This window comes from Gilvimarinus sp. 1_MG-2023 (assembly GCF_030548285.1).
In genome coordinates, this window is record NZ_JAUOSC010000003.1 from 200,202 (window position 1) to 217,246 (window position 17,045).

Below are 17,045 nucleotides of genomic sequence, written 5' to 3' on the forward strand. Positions count from 1 at the left end.
TTGCCTGTCGCAACATCAGTTGGGCACGCGGCGAATATTCGCCCCGAGCGCTTGCAGTTTCTCTTCGATGCATTCGTAACCGCGATCGATATGATAAATGCGATCCACTAAGGTGGTGCCATCGGCCACCATGCCCGCAATCACTAAGCTGGCTGAGGCACGCAAGTCCGTCGCCATAACCGGCGCGCCTTTTAGTGACTCGACGCCCTCGATTATGGCGGTATTACCCTGCAGGTTGATTTTGGCACCCATACGGTTTAGTTCGTGCACCTGAATCAATCGATTTTCAAAAATCGTTTCGATCACCGAGCTTGAACCTTCGGCTACCGCATTCATGGCGGTGAACTGGGCCTGCATATCGGTTGGGAAAGCCGGATAAGGCGCTGTTTTCAAGTTAACCGCTTTAGGGCGATTACCCTTCATATCAATACTGATCCAGTCCAGACCAGTTTCGATATGCGCGCCGGCCTCTTCTAGTTTCAGCAGCACGCCTTCGAGTATATCCTCGCGCGTGTCTTTTAATCGTACTTTGCCACGGCTGGCAGCGGCCGCCACCAAATAGGTTCCAGTCTCAATGCGGTCAGGCATAATCTTATAATGACAGCCGGCAAGTGATTTCACCCCGTCAATAATCATGGTTTGAGTGCCAATACCTTCGATATTGGCCCCCATAGCCACCAGACAGTTGGCCAGGTCGACTACTTCCGGCTCGCGAGCGGCGTTTTCCAGTACGGTGCGGCCCTCGGCCAACACAGCGGCCATCAGCAGGTTTTCGGTGCCGCCCACGGTTACAGTATCCATCAGGATATGAGCGCCTTTTAAGCGACCGTCACTGCGGGCACGGATATAACCCTCGTCCACTTCAATAACCGCTCCCATCGCCTCCAGACCGCGCAGGTGAATATCCACCGGACGCGAGCCAATGGCGCAACCGCCGGGAAAGGAGACGTTGGCGACGCCGTAGCGGGACAACATTGGCCCCAACACCAAAATCGAGGCGCGCATGGTTTTCACCAGCTCGTAGGGCGCGGTAAAGTCATTGATGCTGTTGGCATCAATCTCAACCGACATGCGCTCATCCACCGTGACACCCACTCCCATACAGCGCAGCAGAGCCAACATGGTGGTAATGTCATTCAGATGCGGCAAGTTCGAGATATGCATCGGGCTGTCGGCCAACAAACTGGCCGCAAGAATGGGCAGGGCCGAATTTTTCGAACCCGAGATGCGAATTTCACCGTTCAGCGGGCCGCTGCGGTTAATTAATAGTTTATCCATGATTGCTATTGTGCCTGCTCTGGGGTCAAGGTCTGCATGTGCACGGCGTGAATTTCTCCACTGGCAATCATGTCATTCAATACAGCGTATACCATCTGTTGTTTTTTTACCGGACTCTGGCCGGCAAACGCTGGGCTAACCACTCGCAAATGGACGTGATTACCCTCAATTCGGACTTCGGCCTGGCTGTCAGGCACGGCGTTTTCGATCATCGCCTTGATTTGCTCAGCTTGCATTGCAATCCCCATAGGGCAAGGCCGGCACCAAGGGCACCGGCAGGTTGTCTTAGGGCGGGAATATTACCGGATTAAGCCACCAGAATCACGCCCAGCGGCTAGATTGGAGAGTTTAGGCTTCGCTGGCATCCCAGTTGGCCACGACCTTGGCGACATCGCCGTCGTATTTATTGGCCAATTGCTCGAACTGGCTGGCAAAGGATGAACCTAAATTGGCCCCGTTAAGAACCACGTTAATCAACTTCCACTCGCCACTTTTGCTTTTCCCCATAGTGTAAGACAACTTATGCACCGACCCCTGATGCTTGACCTGTTGCTTAACCGTCACTCGGCGTTGCTCGCCAACCGGCTCATCGGGTTTCAACACTTGGATGTCACTGTCGGCGTAAGTGGCAATACCTTTAGCGTAAGAGGCTACTAGCCCGGTTTTGAACTTTTCGGCGAATTCCTTTCTCAACTCAGCACTGGCAGATTTGTAGTAATCCCCCATTACGACACGAGCTATATAGTCAAAAGCCACAACGGGGTCCAGCGCCGCGAGAACTTCCGCGTCGTAGCTGGCCTTATCGCCACCGTCATTCTTGGCCTTGGCCGCAGCGACCAGTTCATCGGTCACATTTTCGACGACTTGGTACGGGTCAGCCGCCTGTGCATTGACCGATACCGCCAACATTAGAGCTGTTGCCCACAAGCCGAGACGACCGATAATGGATTTCAAGCCTTCTGTGCTCATTACACGCTTCCTTTATCTGATAAAAATTCAAAAAAAATGGCGACGACGACAATTGCCGCGCAAGGCGTAACACTATACCATCTCACCTCGCTGCCACCCACTTATAAAGCGGTATGCAACTGCGCCTTTTGGCGCCACCCAGTATAAACTGAGATTCAACCCACACCCTGAGAGCCCTCTATGACCGACCTCTGGCTACCCGCGCTACTCGTACTGGTAGGCTTCGCCGGCCTGATTTGGAGCGCCGATAAATTTGTTGGCGGTGCCGCCGCGTTAGCGAATAACTACGGTGTTTCAAAGCTAATCATTGGCCTAACCATTGTGGCTCTGGGCACCTCTGCACCGGAAGTACTAGTCTCCTTAAATGCATCTTTGCAAGGTCAAGGCGACTTGGCTATTGGCAACGCCTTGGGGTCCAACCTCGCCAATATAGGCTTGGTACTGGGTGCGACTGCGTTAATCGCCGCACTGCCGGTACAAAATCATTTACTTAAAACCGAAATGCCGGTTTTACTATTGATCACCGCGCTGGCAGGTTGGTTCCTTTGGGATGCGCACTTATCCCGAGGTGAAGGCGTTGCACTTCTCCTTGCCCTACCCTGTGCTATGGCGCTGATTATCTGGAGTAAACGTCACCACCCGGAAGAGATCGACGACGACATCCCCAACATGAGCCGGGGACGGGCTCTGTTCTGGTTTGTGTTTGGCCTGGCCGCTCTGGTGGTGAGCTCGGATATTCTCGTGCGCGGCGCCAGCGACCTTGCTCTTCACTTTGGAGTTAGCCCCCTGGTCATTGGGCTGACCGTCGTCGCGGTGGGCACCAGCCTGCCCGAACTTGCCGCCTCGGTAACCAGCGCTCTCAAAGGCCATCACGATATCGCCATTGGCAATGTTATCGGCTCCAACCTATTTAATTTATTGGCAGTTATGTCGCTGCCCGGTGTGATTGCCCCTCTGGCTATGGAGCCGGCGGTATTTCACCGAGATTATCTCGCCATGGCGGCATTAACGGCCCTGCTCGCCCTAGCTTTACTGGTCAGCGCTTTTGTTTACCGCCGCCGCGGAGGCCCCCGACTGGGCAAGCTGATGGGTGTTGTGTTTCTTGCGATATACGCAGGCTACTACTTTATTCTTCTCGGCTGATAGAATAGGAACAGAACCGCTGACTAAGAGTAACGAAAAGCACTTATGACCGACTTTGACTTTATCGCTTCGGCTAAACGCACCATTGAGCAGGAGGCCCTTTCGGTCGCAGCCTTGGGCCAGCGCGTCAACGGTAACTTCGCCCGAGCCTGTCAACTTATGCTCGGCTGTAAGGGGCGCGTTATCGTTTCCGGCATGGGGAAATCCGGCCATATGGGCAAAAAAATTGCCGCGACACTGGCCAGCACCGGCACCCCAGCCTTCTTTATGCATCCCGGCGAGGCCAGCCACGGCGACCTCGGCATGCTAACTCGCGATGATATTTTGCTGCCCATTTCTTACTCGGGCAACTCCAGCGAGCTGATTACTCTTCTGCCCCTGATCAAGCGCCTAGGGGTTCCCATGATTGCCCTAACCGCCAACCCCGACTCCACCTTAGCCAAGAGCTGCGACATTCATCTATCAATTGAAGTTGAGCGCGAGGCTTGTCCATTGGCACTAGCCCCCACGTCCAGCGCCACAGTCACCACCGTCCTGGGCGACGCGCTGGCCATCGCCTTGCTGGAAGCGCGTGGTTTCACGGCCGAAGATTTTGCCTTCTCACACCCGGGCGGCACCTTGGGGCGCAAGCTACTGCTCAAGATCGAAGACCTGATGCACACCGGCCCCCAGCTACCCATCTCCAGCCCCGAGGACTGCCTGTCAAAAGCTCTGCTAGAGATGAGCAGCAAAGGCTTCGGTATGACCACCATCCTTGAAGGCGAGAAGCTTATTGGCATTTTTACCGACGGTGATCTGCGCCGCCAAATAGATAAGGGCATTGATATTCACTCTGCCATCATGCGTGACATCATGACCCCCAACCCCACGACCATCGCCCGTGACACCTTAGCGGCTGAAGCCTTAAAAGTGATGGAAGAAGCCAAGATTACCGCACTGGTGGTCACCGAAGGCGACCGGGCCTGTGGCATCTTACATATGCACGACCTTTTGCGGGCGGGTGTGGTCTAATGCCCTCAGATACAAGTACTTACTTATGACTCAACAAACACTGGCACTGGCCAAACAGATAAAATTGCTGATTCTCGATGTCGACGGCATTCTGTCCGATGGCAAGCTTTACTATGACAATCACGGCAACGAGATGAAAAGTTTTTGCACCCAAGACGGACAAGGCATTAGGAGCCTGCAAAAGTACAGTGATGTCCGAGTTGCCATTATCACAGGGCGCAAGAGCGAGATCGTCGCCCGGCGCGCTAAAGAGCTGGGGGTAGATTTGGTGATACAAGGCCGCGAAGATAAATGGCAAGCGCTGCAAGAGGTGTTTGACCAGCTTAATTTAAAACCCGAAGAAATTGCCCACATGGGTGATGACTGGCCCGATTTATCCATCATGACACGCGTGGGCCTGGCCCTAACCGTTCCCAACGCGCACGCTTCGGTAGCTGAATACGCGCACTGGGTCAGTCACCGTAACGGCGGCGATGGCGCCGTACGCGAAGCATGCGATTTACTCCTGCAAGCGCAGGGGCACTATCGCGCGGCCATTGGCCAGCACTTACCGCCAGAGCAAGCTTAATGCGACCTCGTCAACCGCGATCCTGGATTATTACCATTGCGCTGGTCAGCGGTTTGCTGTACAGCGCCTTGCAATACTCACCCAACGATTTAGTAAAAGGCGCCGGCGAGACGAGCACCCCAGATTTTCCCGAGGTTTATCTAGTAGAAATGACCGATCGCTCATTCGATGACAGCGGCCGACTGACCCACACCCTTAAAGCGCGCCAAGTCACCTACTTTAAAACCGCTGATACCACCGAGGGTTATATTGAGCAACCGGAACTCACTTTTCTGAGTGAGAATTCCAGTCACCCCTGGCACCTAGTCGCCAACCAGGGAATAGCGGATATTGAACAACAGACTCTTCAGCTAAGCGGCACCGTCAACGCTTATAGCGAGCATCCACGCTACGGCCGACTGGATGTCACTACCGAAGATCTCTTAGTAAACACTCACGAGCAAATTGCCACAACAGATAAACCTGTTACCATGCAAAGCGCTCGCGGCACTACCAGCGCCGTCGGCTTATCCGCCGATCTCGACTCAGGTCGTGTGGCACTGCTGTCTGAGGTAAAAGGTATTTATGCTCCCGACTAAAAGGCTTCCCGCTAAACTGAAGCACTGCGTACTCACTGTGCTATTGGCAATCGTCAGCACAACTGCTTTTGGCCTACCCAGTGATCGCGAGCAAAATTTTGAGCTGCAAGCGAACCAGCAAACGTTCGATCAGAAAAATGGTCGTGTTACATACACTGGCGAGGCCCGCCTACAGCAGGGCTCACTGATCATCCGCGCCAACACCATTGTGGTTCAATTCGATCAAGACAATAGCGTTGAACAAATCACTGCCGAGGGCTCACCCGCCCACTTTGAGCAGCAACCGAGCATTGATCGCGGCGTGGTTAGCGCTAAGGCGGGCATTATTACCTACAACAGTGCCAACAATACCGTATCGCTAAGTAAAGGCGCTTTACTGGAGCAAGACGGCGCGGTTATGCAAGGTCATGAGATTCGCTACGACATCAACCGCGAACTGGTCAGCGCCGAAGGCGATCATGAATCTGACCAACCCATTCAAATGACCATCCCCCCGGCACTGATAGAGCAGTAATATGTCGACACTACGCGCAGATAATCTGGCCAAAAGCTATAAAGGGCGCCAAGTCGTCATTGATGTTTCCCTAAGCGTATCAAGCGGCGAAATAGTCGGCCTACTCGGCCCCAACGGGGCGGGGAAAACGACTTGCTTTTACATGATTGCCGGCCTGGTTCGCGCCGATAAAGGCAAAGTGGCCATCGACGATCAATCCCTGACACATATGCCCATCCACGGGCGTGCCCAAGCGGGTATTGGCTATCTACCACAAGAGGCTTCAGTATTTCGTAAATTATCTGTCGCGGATAATATTCTCGCCATATTGCAAACTCGCAAGGAGCTTTCTAAGGCCGAACGCGAAGAGCAGTTAGAGTCACTACTGCAAGAGTTCCACATCACCCACATTCGCGACAGCCTGGGCATGGCTCTGTCAGGCGGTGAAAGACGGCGGGTAGAAATAGCGCGAGCCCTTGCCACCGACCCTAAGTTTATCCTCTTAGATGAACCCTTTGCCGGGGTCGACCCTATCTCCGTCAGCGATATCCAACAGATTGTCCTCCACTTAAAAGACCGCAATATCGGTATACTGATTACCGACCACAATGTCCGTGAAACCTTAGGTGTATGCGAAAAAGCGTATATCGTCAGCGAAGGGCATATCATCGCCGAAGGCAGTTCAGAACAAGTACTGAACAATGCGAAAGTGCGCAAAGTTTACCTTGGCGAGCATTTTATGCTCTAAAAGCCGGTTCGCCACCTTGACATATACTTAATTCTCCTTGTTAGGCATAAAGATTGCTAGGAGCTATTGCTTGGGGGCGACATGCTGACTAAACTCAAACCATAGTCTGCAAGATCGTACTGAAGAAGCCATGAAACAATCGTTACAATTAAAACTGGGCCAACAGCTCACTATGACCCCCCAACTGCAACAGGCGATTCGTCTGCTGCAGTTGTCGACCTTGGACCTCCAGCAGGAGATCCAAGAGGCGCTGGATTCCAATCCCATGCTGGAAACCGAAGAGAACAACGAGCCTAGCACCGAGGCGGAAAAAAAATCCGAACAAGAAGCTGCTATTAATGAGACCAGCAGCCTCACTCAAGAATCCGCCAAAGCCACTGAAACCGAACCTGAAAACAATGCTGAAGGCGATTGGAACGAAGAAATCCCTCAGGACCTCCCGGTGGACACCAGCTGGGATGATGTTTACGAGAGCTCTGCGCCGGCACTACCGGCCAGCAACTACGAGGGCGACGACTCAGATTTCGAAAGCCGTCGTGGCAGTACTGAAACACTGTACGACCACTTAATGTGGCAACTCAATTTAACACCGATGTCTGAGCGCGATGAAATCATCGCTCTGGCCATTATTGACGCTGTAGAGCCCAGCGGGCTGCTGAGCGTTACTCTGGAAGAAATTTTTGAAGGCTTAGCACCCAACTTCGAAGAGCTTGAACTGGATGAGGTGCAAGCTGTACAGCACCGATTGCAACAATTCGATCCATCGGGAATCTGCAGCGAGAATTTAGAGCAGTGTCTGTTGGTTCAGCTGACCCAATTTGCCGCCGACACACCTTTTTTGGATGCCGCCAAGCAAATCGTTCAACAATATCTCCCCATGCTCGCCAGCCGCGATTACCGGCAATTAATGCGCAAAACACGCTTAAAAGAGCCAGAGTTAGCGCAGGCGGTTGCCCTAATCAAAACCCTCAACCCCCACCCGGGTGACGCTATTGACACTCGCGAAACCGAGTATGTCGTGCCCGACGTATTTGTCGATAAACGTGAAGGGCGCTGGACCGTTGAGCTTAATCCGGATATAGCTCCCCGGTTACGAATCAACTCCGATTACGCATCACTGGTTAAAAGAGCCGATTCCAGCAGCGAAAACACCTTTTTGAAAAACAATTTACAAGAGGCCCGCTGGTTTCTAAAAAGCTTACAAAGTCGTAACGAAACCCTGTTGAAAGTCGCCACCTGTATTGTGGAAAAGCAACGAGGATTTCTGGAGTATGGCGCAGAAGCCATGAAACCCTTGGTGTTACACGATATCGCCGAGTTGGTAGAAATGCATGAGTCGACTATTTCGCGGGTGACTACGCAGAAATATATGCACACCCCCCAGGGTATTTTTGAGCTGAAATACTTTTTTTCATCTCACGTCAGCACCGATTCAGGCGGTGAGTGTTCGTCTACTGCAATCCGCGCTATCATTAAGAAATTGGTGGCAGCTGAAAACTCGAAAAAACCACTCAGCGACAGCAAAATTACCGACATGCTGGCCGAGCAGGGAATAAGGGTCGCACGGCGAACGATTGCCAAGTATCGAGAGTCGCTCAATATTCCACCATCAAATGAACGTAAAAGCATTGTCTGATACAGTCTGTTTATGCACCGGTGGCACTATTGCGGCCGGCTGGGTGGGATAGGCCCACCCTGATTCAGGAGGATAGCTATATGCAAATAAACATCAGCGGTCATCACATTGAGGTAACCGAAGCAATTGAAGAGTATGTTCATAATAAATTTGCAAAGTTAACGCACCATAATGACCTCATCACCAGCATTAATGTTTTTCTCACTGTGGAAAAACTAACCCAAAAAGCTGAAGCGAGCATACATGTCAGCGGCAAAGACATTTTTGCTAATGCAGACTCCGAAGATCTCTACACCGCCATTGACGCCCTTACCGACAAGCTTGACCGTCAAGTGATCAAACACAAAGAAAAGCTGAAAAGCCACAGATAATACTCATGGAAATCTCTCAAATATTATCCCCAGAACGCACCCTATGCCATATCGAAGGGGTCAGTAAAAAGCGCGCACTAGAGATCCTCGCCAATACCATTGCCGAGAACTCACCCATGCTCGACGCCGATGACGTATTTCGGCGTTTAATCGCGCGGGAGAAGCTCGGTTCTACCGGTATTGGCCATGGCATCGCCATCCCCCACTCACGCATACCAGGTTGCGACTGTACATTGGGCGCACTAATCACCTTAAAAGACCCCATTGACTTCGATGCAATGGATGGTGAACCGGTCGATGTATTATTTGCCATGCTGGTTCCCGAGGAGTCATGTGACGAACACTTAAAAACGCTGGCCGCGCTGGCCAGCGCGCTTAATGACAATCAGTTTCGCCAGGCATTGCGGTCTGCGCAAAACCCGCAAGCGCTTTTTGCCGCTGCCACCCAGTCACCAGCAGGCTAACCACTATGCATTTGGTGATTGTCAGTGGTTTGTCGGGCTCGGGGAAAAGTACCGCGCTAAACGCGCTGGAAGATGCCGGTTATAACTGTATCGATAACTTACCGGTAAGCCTGCTGCCTGCGCTAATCACTCAAATTCAACTGCACAAAGACGCGGACAATCAAAATTTTGCCATTGGCATCGATATTCGCGACGCTTGGCAAGACTTAGAAATTTTCCCCTCAATGGTAGGACATCATAAAGATGCTCACCTACCCTTTACCGTTGTCTTTCTAGACGCTGAAACCAAAAAAATTGTGCAGCGGTTCAGTGAAACTCGACGTAAACACCCACTGAGTGACAAACATCGCCACTTGACCGCAGCAATTGAAACCGAACACCAGTTACTTGAGCCCATGCGAGATGCGGCAGATCTTGTCATCAACACTACGGATCTAAACCTGCATCAGTTGCGCGAGCTGATTAAATCTCGTATTGCCGAACCTCACTCAGATGGCATGGCAGTATTATTTGAGTCATTTGGCTTTAAACACGGCCCGCCCAACAATGCCGACATCGTGTTTGATGCACGCTGCCTACCCAATCCGCACTGGAAGCAAAGTCTACGCAGCCAAACTGGACGCGACGTCGATGTTATTGATTTTCTAGATTCAGAACCGCTAGTACAAGACATGCTACAAGATATAACCCACTTCTTAGGTCGCTGGTGGCAACACTACCAAGCTAATAATCGCAGCTATATTACTGTCGCTATTGGCTGTACCGGCGGTCAGCATCGTTCGGTCTATTTATGCGACAAGCTACAACAACAATTCTCAGGTGAACTGGACAATGTGCAGGTTCGTCACAGAGAATTAGACGCGCCACAATAGAGCCTCCCATGCCAACCCGAGTTGTGACCATAATTAACCGCAAGGGCTTACACGCCAGATCCGCCGCCAAATTGGTGGCCGTGGCCAATCAATACGACTGCCAAATCGAACTGACCTGTGAAGGTAAAAATGCCAATTGCCACAGTGTTATGGCGCTGATGATGCTCGCGGCCGGATTGGGCAAAGAATTACACATCGCCACTTGTGGCGACAATGCCGATCAGGCGCTGGAAGCCATCTGCTCATTAATTGAGTCGGGCTTTGAAGAATTGGACGAAGACACACCATGAACGATCAAGATCAAGAGCACGACCTAGAGTTTGATGACCTACCGAGCAAGTCTCAACGCAAACGCGAGATGCACGCTCTGCAAGCACTGGGGCAGGAGCTGACGGAATTAAGTGATAGCCAACTGCTAAGCCTCGACCTTCCCAGCGAAGTGCTGGAGGCCATTCAAGAGATGCACCGCATCAGGCAGCGGGAGGCTCGCCGTCGACACCTTCAGTTTATCGGCAAGGTCATGCGTAAGGTAGACGGCGAACAGGTTAGACAACAACTGGACAATCTAAACGCCAAGCATTCACTCAACACTCAGCGTCAACATCAAGTGGAGAATTGGCGCGACCAGCTTATCGACGGCAACCCGGACACATTGCAACAATTTATTAGCAATCATCCCGATGTCGACATCCAGCATTTAAGACAATTGGTTCGAATGGCGCAAAAAGAGAAAAGCCAAGCGAAAGCTCCTGCTCATGCCCGCAAATTATTCCGCTACTTGCGTGATACTGTGCTGGCACACCAATAATTTAGAAACTCAAAAACGGTATCAATCATTCGCAGCACTATCAGCCACGCCTAAAAATTCCGTTTGCGGATCATCCCAGTCACCGGTAATTGCGTAGCGAACACTGGTGACCTTATTCATTTGCTCCTCAAACAGTTTACTGATAACAAACACACCAGCTGCAGCCGGCAAACCTGCAGCAAGAGCTGCAATAACTGTCAGATTACCGGTCATCGGCAAAGTGGCGACCAGCCGGGTATCCAAAGTTTGCGCCACCATGTCCACACTGCCTGTCAACTCCATTCGGCTTGAAGGGCTCTGCAACTGAAAGGCTTTTGTAATATTAAGCTGCCCCTCATCAAACGCCACTTGCCCGGTAATACTGTCAAACGCCAAACCACTTTTATACAGGTCAGAAAAATCCAACCTTGCCCGGCGCGCTAAAGAATCGAAATTAAATAATCCTAAGAATTTCAGCAGCCCATCACTGGCACCGGCACTGTCACGTAAATAACGTCCCTGCCCCAATTTCACATCGAGTTGGCCCGATACTGTTTCTAAATCGACATCCGTCGGCAATGCCGGCCAAGTAAAGTCCATTCTGTACAAAGCATCTTGGCTCTCCAGGCTGGGAGGAGCACCCCACGCCTGCAAAGTTTTCGACATATTGGCGACCTTAAGCTCGGCGGCCAATGCAGTCTGAGGAGCTTCACCCAACGTCCAATCTAGGGTAGCACCAGCACCGTTGATACCCTTCACTTCCATACCACGGATTTCGCCTTTAATATCAGTGAAAGCCAATTTATCCTTACTGGGTTGAAGGTTAAAAGACCACTGGCCATAATCCTTATCGGCCAGCCGTAACGAGTCGATACTCACCTCTGCATCCGGCCAAGTGTGTGTGTTGGTCAACTCCAGTGATTTGTCGCCCCCCTCACCTTCCAGTAATTCAGCGGGAACATTCAAACTATTTATGACAATACGCATCGGCTCAGACGCTAGTATTGGCCAATAGAGTTCGCCATTTATCGCGTTATTATTAATAAGAAAGTCCCAGCCACTTTCAAGCTGTCTCGCCCTTAAACGTAAGTCAGTCAGAGCAATTGCACCAAGAGGCTGTCGATGTATTAGCAAGTCTGTAGAGATTGGTATCTGGCTAGAGGCTACTTGCGGCTCATTTAACTCACCGAGCATTCGCTGTTCGTAGCCTCTATACTGACTTAAAACATTCTGCCAGGTAGCAATATCTATTTGCTCTACCCTGCCCGATATATGTAAGCCAGGGGTCGATGGAAACTCAGGCTCAGCGGCAAGCCCAACCGCACCACTAATCAATGCTTTTTCGTCCTGTTCAAAGTGCAACATCGCTCGAACTTGATCTAAATAGTGAACATCGACAAAGGTAGTCTCACTGCCCATTATATAATTGACCACCGCCGTGCCAGGTTCACCACGCTCTTTACCCAAAGGAGTGGGCAAGTTAACCGCCGCTTCGGTCAAATCTGCATGTACTGAAATAGCCGCCAGGCGTTGATCCTCTCTCGACTCAGCGGTTTCATCACCATGATTGAGCTCCACCGATAAACGCAAAGGCATGGTTCCATCGGCAAACAAGAGTCCCGGCTGTTCACTCCAGTGCGCCAACTGATCTGCGCTGGCGCTGCCTTGCGCCTCTATAATCGTCAGCAGCCCGCTCTCATTCGTAGCGCTGCGCATTGCAACTTGTAGCGGATGACCAAAAAGTTGAGCGGTTAAATCTTGCGTTTGAATGCCAGCTTTATCATCGTATCGAATACGGCCTTTAACATCATCCAGCTCGAGGGCTAAATTATCGAGGTCAAAACTGGAAGCTTGAACATTGACATCAACGGCGTAGTGTCCACCTGCTGCTTGCTCCTGCAAGGGTATCGCAATATCAATAGCCGCCTGTATTTCCCCGTGCAAGTACCAGCTATCCATTTGATCGCCCACGTACTCGCGCAATACACTTTGGCGTAATATGCGCAAACCATCACTAGCAATACCATCCACGTGCCCGGCGATGGTTAACAATGCCCCCTCGCCCGCAGGGTTATCATTCAATATCACTTCGGCATCGATTACTTCACTATTATAAATCCGGCCCGATGCGATCCGCACGTAGACATCATCATTGTCGACCAACAGACTACCCTGTGTGTCATGCACTTCAGGCCAGTTATCTTGATAATGAAACGAGGCCTGATCTATATTCAGGCTGAGTGCAACATTGTGCGCCTCTGGAGCACCATCATTAAGCACGCCGCGATAAATAAATTGCGCCTGCTTCGCAATACCTGCATTCGTTTTGCCAACTCCTTGCTCAATATACTCACGTAAAGATTCAGGTAAGACAATTGGAATGTATTTTTTATACTGCTGAGCTGCTACCTGCTGCGCTGTCGCACTGATGGTAAGCTCAATCGGTCCTGAGTTTCGCTGATAAGGTAAGTGCAAGTGAAACTGCCCCTGCAACTGCTCAGTACCATCCGAGGCGGTGATTTCGCTAGAGTACACATCTATGACATTTTGCTCCGGACGCAATAGCCAACTCACTTGGCCCTGAGCACGATTAAACTGCATGGGTTGCTCATAGACCCCCTCAAACAACACAGAAAAATTATCTCGAGCATCGAGATGTACCACGCCCTGCCGAGCATTAGCTGTAATGTAACCCGACACACCCGTTGCCCCAGGAGCTCCATTCCAGCTACCCACGTCAATATTGTCACTGAACGCTGTCAGCTGCCATAAAGCGGGCTGGCCTGCGGGCATTACAAACTGTAAATTGTGTAATCGACCATGAGGGTCAAGTGATAAAGCTAAATTTTCTAACTGGCCATCGGGCTCAAAAAAATTACCCCCCAATAGCACCTGGGTCAGCCACTGGGGATTAAGCTCATTTATGCGCAGGGTTGTGGGGGAGCGTGCACCGCTTTTAATCGCTAATAGTGCCAAATCCGTTTGGGCTTTGCCCTGGGCGGTCACTTCCAGAGATGAAACCCCAAGCTGCCAGTGATTCAAATCACTGACGTAACCGGAAAGATCAGCGTTAACCGCTTGTAAATCCAACTCCCCGTTAGCCACAGGAATCACAGTGTTCGACAAACTCAACTCCCCAACCACTTCAAAGGCAGAGTTGCTCTCGGTTTTATTAAGCCAAATACCGGCATTCAAGGTGCCTTGTAAATCGCCCCGACCTAGGTGTTTATTTACGAATTGCGCAGTGAGCACATCGGCGGGTGTACTTAAGGGGAAGTCTCGAAATTGTATATAACTGGCCACGGTTGAATCAGGCTGGCGAGGATCACCTGAAGACTCCATGACAATAAAGAGTGCATTTTTGTTTTGCTCAACATCGACACTGATTAATAGCCGATGAAAATCATTGCGGTTCTCCACCAATACTCTGGGGGACTGCAAAGTGATGGTATCACCGTTTTGAAATTTAAAATGCAGTTGAGTATGATCAAAATTAATTCGACGAGCGGCTAGCAACATATCCATTAATTTTTGATTGTCACCGCTGTTGGTTTTTGAGGCCTCTTCGCTAACGGCTTGCTCGCTCAACATCCAATGTCCAGCTTCACTTTGATTAACGGTCAGTGAGCCACCACTAAAAGCCACGTTGCTCCACACCGGCTGAAAATTCAGCAGGGAAGCAATTAAATCTAATCTTAACTGTGCTCGCGCAATTTCCCCCAACAATGTACCGTCGTCATCCTCCAGCCGGATGCCCTGGACAATGACCGATGGTTGAAGTCCATCCCACTGAGCCTCTAGAGAACTCAATGTCACCTGGGCCTTGGCTTGCACTGAAAGAGCAGTTGCGATTTCATCGCGATAGTCGGATATTAGGTATGAAAAGTTTCGACCCAGCTGCACAACGACGGCCAACACAATCACTAAGATTGCCAGCAGAAGGTAGAATTTACGCAATATAAATCTTAGCGCATGAAACATGAGTAAATACCGTCCGTCCTCATTGCCATGTCACCGTCGGCATTAAACCAGCACAATGTCATACTGTTCCTGATTAAACAGAGGCTCGACTTGAAACTCGATCGTGCGCTTAATAAAAGACTCCAAATCAGCAACGTAAGCCGCCTCTTCATCCAGCAGCCGATCCACTACATTTGACGCAGCCATCACCAAAAACTTCTCATTATCGTAAGCACGGGCCTCACGCAGTATTTCGCGAAAAATTTCATAACAGATGGTTTCTGCTGACTTCAACTCACCTCTCCCCTGACAGACGGGACAGGTCTCACACAGCATTTGCCCTAGGGATTCACGAGTTCGCTTGCGCGTCATCTCAACCAAACCGAGCTCTGACACACCTGTAATTTTGGTTTTGGCGTGATCTTTTTCGAGAGACTTTTCTAAAGCTCGAATAACCTGGCGCTGATGCTCAACATCTTGCATATCGATAAAGTCGAGAACAATAATACCACCAATATTGCGTACCCTAAGCTGCCGGGCAATTGCAGTAGCCGCTTCCATATTGGTTTTAAAAATAGTTTCTTCTAGGTTGCGACGCCCCACAAAAGCTCCGGTATTAACATCAACCGTAGTCATCGCTTCAGTTTGCTCTACAATTAAATAGCCGCTGGATTTAAGTTGCACATGGGTGTTTAAAGCTCGTGCAATTTCATCCTCAATGCCGTACAAGTCCATTAGAGGGCGTTCACCCTGATAGCATTCAATACTGTTGATCAATTGCGGGCAGTATTCATTAGCAAACTCTCGCATCTGCGACCAACTTTGACGTGAATCCACCCGAATCTTTTCAATCGGACGCCGTGCCAAATCGCGCAGTGAACGCAAAGCGAGATGCATATCTTCGTATACCACAGACGGTACGTTGCAAGCGCCCATTTTGGTCTGAAGCCCTTGCCATAATTTTTTTAAGAACGGAATATCAGCGATAACCGAATCACTGCTAATACCCTCCGCGACCGTTCGAACGATAAATCCACCTTTACTGTCATCGTCTTTAACCACCTGCTCAACCGCATTTTTCAGACGGGCTCGCTCCGCTTCATCGTCGATACGGATGGATACACCTATATGATAACTATTGGGCATATACACTAAATAGCGTGAGGACAAGGTGATATGGCTGGTTAAACGCGCACCTTTAGTACCAATAGGGTCTTTACTGACTTGAACCAGTACGGCTTGCCCCTCTCGCACTAAGGTGCGAATATCGGGCAAATCGGAATGCCTATCGCCATCGGCAGATTCCGGTATTAACTCTTGCGCGTGAATAAAGCCGGTACGTTCTAAACCTATATCAACGAAAGCGGCCTGCATACCGGGTAAGACCCTAACCACCTTTCCTTTATAGATATTCCCAACAAAGCCTTTGTTGTGCGTTCGCTCAACGTGTAGCTCTTGTAGTACACCGTTTTCCACCAGCGCTACACGAGTCTCAACCGGCGATACATTGATCAGAATTTCTTCGCTCACGAGTCGCTCTCATTCACGTTGGCTGCGCTAGCAGCATTACCCCATACGGGAATATTGTACTGAGCTAACAGGTTCTGAGTCAGCTCTAGAGGTAAGCCTACGACTGACGAGTAACTGCCCTCGATTGCCGTGACAAATACCGCCCCCAGCCCCTGAATGGCATAACCACCCGCTTTATCCTGTGGCTCTCCTGTGTACCAGTAGCGCTCGATCTCGGCTGCAGTTATTTCCCTAAAGGTAACCCAAGTAGTCGATAGCGCCAGTCGCTGCTTAACGCCATCGGTCAGGGCCACAGCGGATAACACTTGGTGCCTTACACCAGACATAGAGGTTAACATTTGCGCGGCATGGGACTGATTATGAGGTTTTTCCAACACCTGACCATTAAGCACCCCCAGTGTATCAGCCCCTAAAACTACCGCCTGTTCTTTTGGGTTCAGGTTGGCCAGCCCAGCTTGAGCTTTTTCCAGAGCTAAACGCTGTACATAAGCTTCGGGGGACTCCTCCGACCGGCGCTGCTCTTCCACATCAATAGACACCGAAGTGAATGCCACTCCGATTTGACGCAACAATTCGCGCCGACGTGGTGAGCCTGACGCCAGCACTAAGGCAGGTGGTGTGTCGTGCTCAGGCATAA

18 protein-coding genes are annotated in these 17,045 nt (G+C 50.7%); 12 read left to right on the forward strand and 6 right to left on the reverse strand.

The genetic code is table 11. The features are described 5' to 3' along the window. Positions 1–15: 15 nt before the first annotated feature. The 3 genes from murA to Q4563_RS06410 form a co-directional block, all read right to left on the reverse strand. Positions 16–1,278 (reverse strand): UDP-N-acetylglucosamine 1-carboxyvinyltransferase, encoded by a 1,263-nt coding sequence (gene murA, locus Q4563_RS06400; RefSeq protein ID WP_215975858.1) that lies wholly within the window; start codon positions 1,276–1,278, stop codon positions 16–18. A 5-nt stretch (positions 1,279–1,283) separates the two neighbouring features. Beyond that, positions 1,284–1,514, reverse strand: coding sequence for a BolA family protein (locus tag Q4563_RS06405; RefSeq protein ID WP_215975857.1), 231 nt, complete (start codon positions 1,512–1,514; stop codon positions 1,284–1,286). A 112-nt stretch (positions 1,515–1,626) separates the two neighbouring features. Next, the gene (locus Q4563_RS06410; RefSeq protein WP_303603999.1) at positions 1,627–2,247 is read right to left on the reverse strand and encodes an MlaC/ttg2D family ABC transporter substrate-binding protein; all 621 of its coding nucleotides are present in this window, start codon (positions 2,245–2,247) and stop codon (positions 1,627–1,629) included. A 180-nt stretch (positions 2,248–2,427) separates the two neighbouring features. On the opposite strand from Q4563_RS06410, the gene Q4563_RS06415 reads away from it, so the two are divergent. The 12 genes from Q4563_RS06415 to yjgA all read left to right on the forward strand — a co-directional run bounded on the left by Q4563_RS06415 (position 2,428) and on the right by yjgA (position 10,939). Then, positions 2,428–3,390, forward strand: coding sequence for a calcium/sodium antiporter (locus Q4563_RS06415; RefSeq protein ID WP_215975855.1), 963 nt, complete (start codon positions 2,428–2,430; stop codon positions 3,388–3,390). Positions 3,391–3,435: 45 nt separating this feature from the next. Then, a complete protein-coding gene (locus tag Q4563_RS06420; RefSeq protein ID WP_303604000.1) occupies positions 3,436–4,401 on the forward strand; it encodes a KpsF/GutQ family sugar-phosphate isomerase in 966 nt (321 codons plus the stop codon). A gap of 25 nt (positions 4,402–4,426) precedes the next feature. Further along, entirely contained in the window at positions 4,427–4,969 is a 543-nt protein-coding gene (locus tag Q4563_RS06425) for a KdsC family phosphatase (protein ID WP_215975853.1), read from the forward strand. Then, entirely contained in the window at positions 4,969–5,547 is a 579-nt protein-coding gene (lptC, locus tag Q4563_RS06430; protein WP_215975852.1) for an LPS export ABC transporter periplasmic protein LptC, read from the forward strand. Before Q4563_RS06425 ends, lptC begins: the two co-directional genes overlap by 1 nt. After that, entirely contained in the window at positions 5,534–6,061 is a 528-nt protein-coding gene (gene lptA / locus Q4563_RS06435) for a lipopolysaccharide transport periplasmic protein LptA (RefSeq protein ID WP_215975851.1), read from the forward strand. The genes lptC and lptA overlap by 14 nt, the downstream gene beginning before the upstream one ends. 1 nt (position 6,062) lies before the next feature. Continuing rightward, positions 6,063–6,788 carry an LPS export ABC transporter ATP-binding protein gene (lptB, locus tag Q4563_RS06440; protein ID WP_215975850.1) on the forward strand — a complete coding sequence of 242 codons (726 nt, stop codon included), beginning with the start codon at positions 6,063–6,065 and terminating at the stop codon, positions 6,786–6,788. Positions 6,789–6,918: 130 nt separating this feature from the next. Next, the gene (locus Q4563_RS06445) at positions 6,919–8,424 is read left to right on the forward strand and encodes an RNA polymerase factor sigma-54 (RefSeq protein WP_215975849.1); all 1,506 of its coding nucleotides are present in this window, start codon (positions 6,919–6,921) and stop codon (positions 8,422–8,424) included. Between the two features lie 80 nt (positions 8,425–8,504). Further along, entirely contained in the window at positions 8,505–8,795 is a 291-nt protein-coding gene (hpf, locus tag Q4563_RS06450; protein ID WP_215975848.1) for a ribosome hibernation-promoting factor, HPF/YfiA family, read from the forward strand. A 5-nt stretch (positions 8,796–8,800) separates the two neighbouring features. Continuing rightward, entirely contained in the window at positions 8,801–9,259 is a 459-nt protein-coding gene (gene ptsN, locus Q4563_RS06455; RefSeq protein ID WP_215975847.1) for a PTS IIA-like nitrogen regulatory protein PtsN, read from the forward strand. 5 nt (positions 9,260–9,264) lie between these two features. Next, positions 9,265–10,131: an RNase adapter RapZ gene (gene rapZ / locus Q4563_RS06460; RefSeq protein ID WP_215975846.1), complete on the forward strand. Its 867-nt coding sequence runs from the start codon at positions 9,265–9,267 to the stop codon at positions 10,129–10,131. An 8-nt stretch (positions 10,132–10,139) separates the two neighbouring features. Next, positions 10,140–10,421 carry an HPr family phosphocarrier protein gene (locus Q4563_RS06465; protein WP_215975845.1) on the forward strand — a complete coding sequence of 94 codons (282 nt, stop codon included), beginning with the start codon at positions 10,140–10,142 and terminating at the stop codon, positions 10,419–10,421. After that, a complete protein-coding gene (gene yjgA, locus Q4563_RS06470) occupies positions 10,418–10,939 on the forward strand; it encodes a ribosome biogenesis factor YjgA (RefSeq protein WP_303604001.1) in 522 nt (173 codons plus the stop codon). Before Q4563_RS06465 ends, yjgA begins: the two co-directional genes overlap by 4 nt. A gap of 21 nt (positions 10,940–10,960) precedes the next feature. Here the strand turns inward: yjgA and Q4563_RS06475 are convergent, their stop codons facing one another. The 3 genes from Q4563_RS06475 to Q4563_RS06485 form a co-directional block, all read right to left on the reverse strand. Further along, positions 10,961–14,875, reverse strand: a complete 3,915-nt coding sequence (locus tag Q4563_RS06475) for a YhdP family protein (protein ID WP_303604002.1) — start codon at positions 14,873–14,875, stop codon at positions 10,961–10,963. A 66-nt stretch (positions 14,876–14,941) separates the two neighbouring features. Then, positions 14,942–16,408, reverse strand: coding sequence for a ribonuclease G (gene rng, locus Q4563_RS06480; protein WP_303604003.1), 1,467 nt, complete (start codon positions 16,406–16,408; stop codon positions 14,942–14,944). Beyond that, a complete protein-coding gene (locus Q4563_RS06485) occupies positions 16,405–17,043 on the reverse strand; it encodes a Maf family protein (protein ID WP_215975841.1) in 639 nt (212 codons plus the stop codon). The genes rng and Q4563_RS06485 overlap by 4 nt, the downstream gene beginning before the upstream one ends. Between the last annotated feature and the right edge of the window lie 2 nt (positions 17,044–17,045).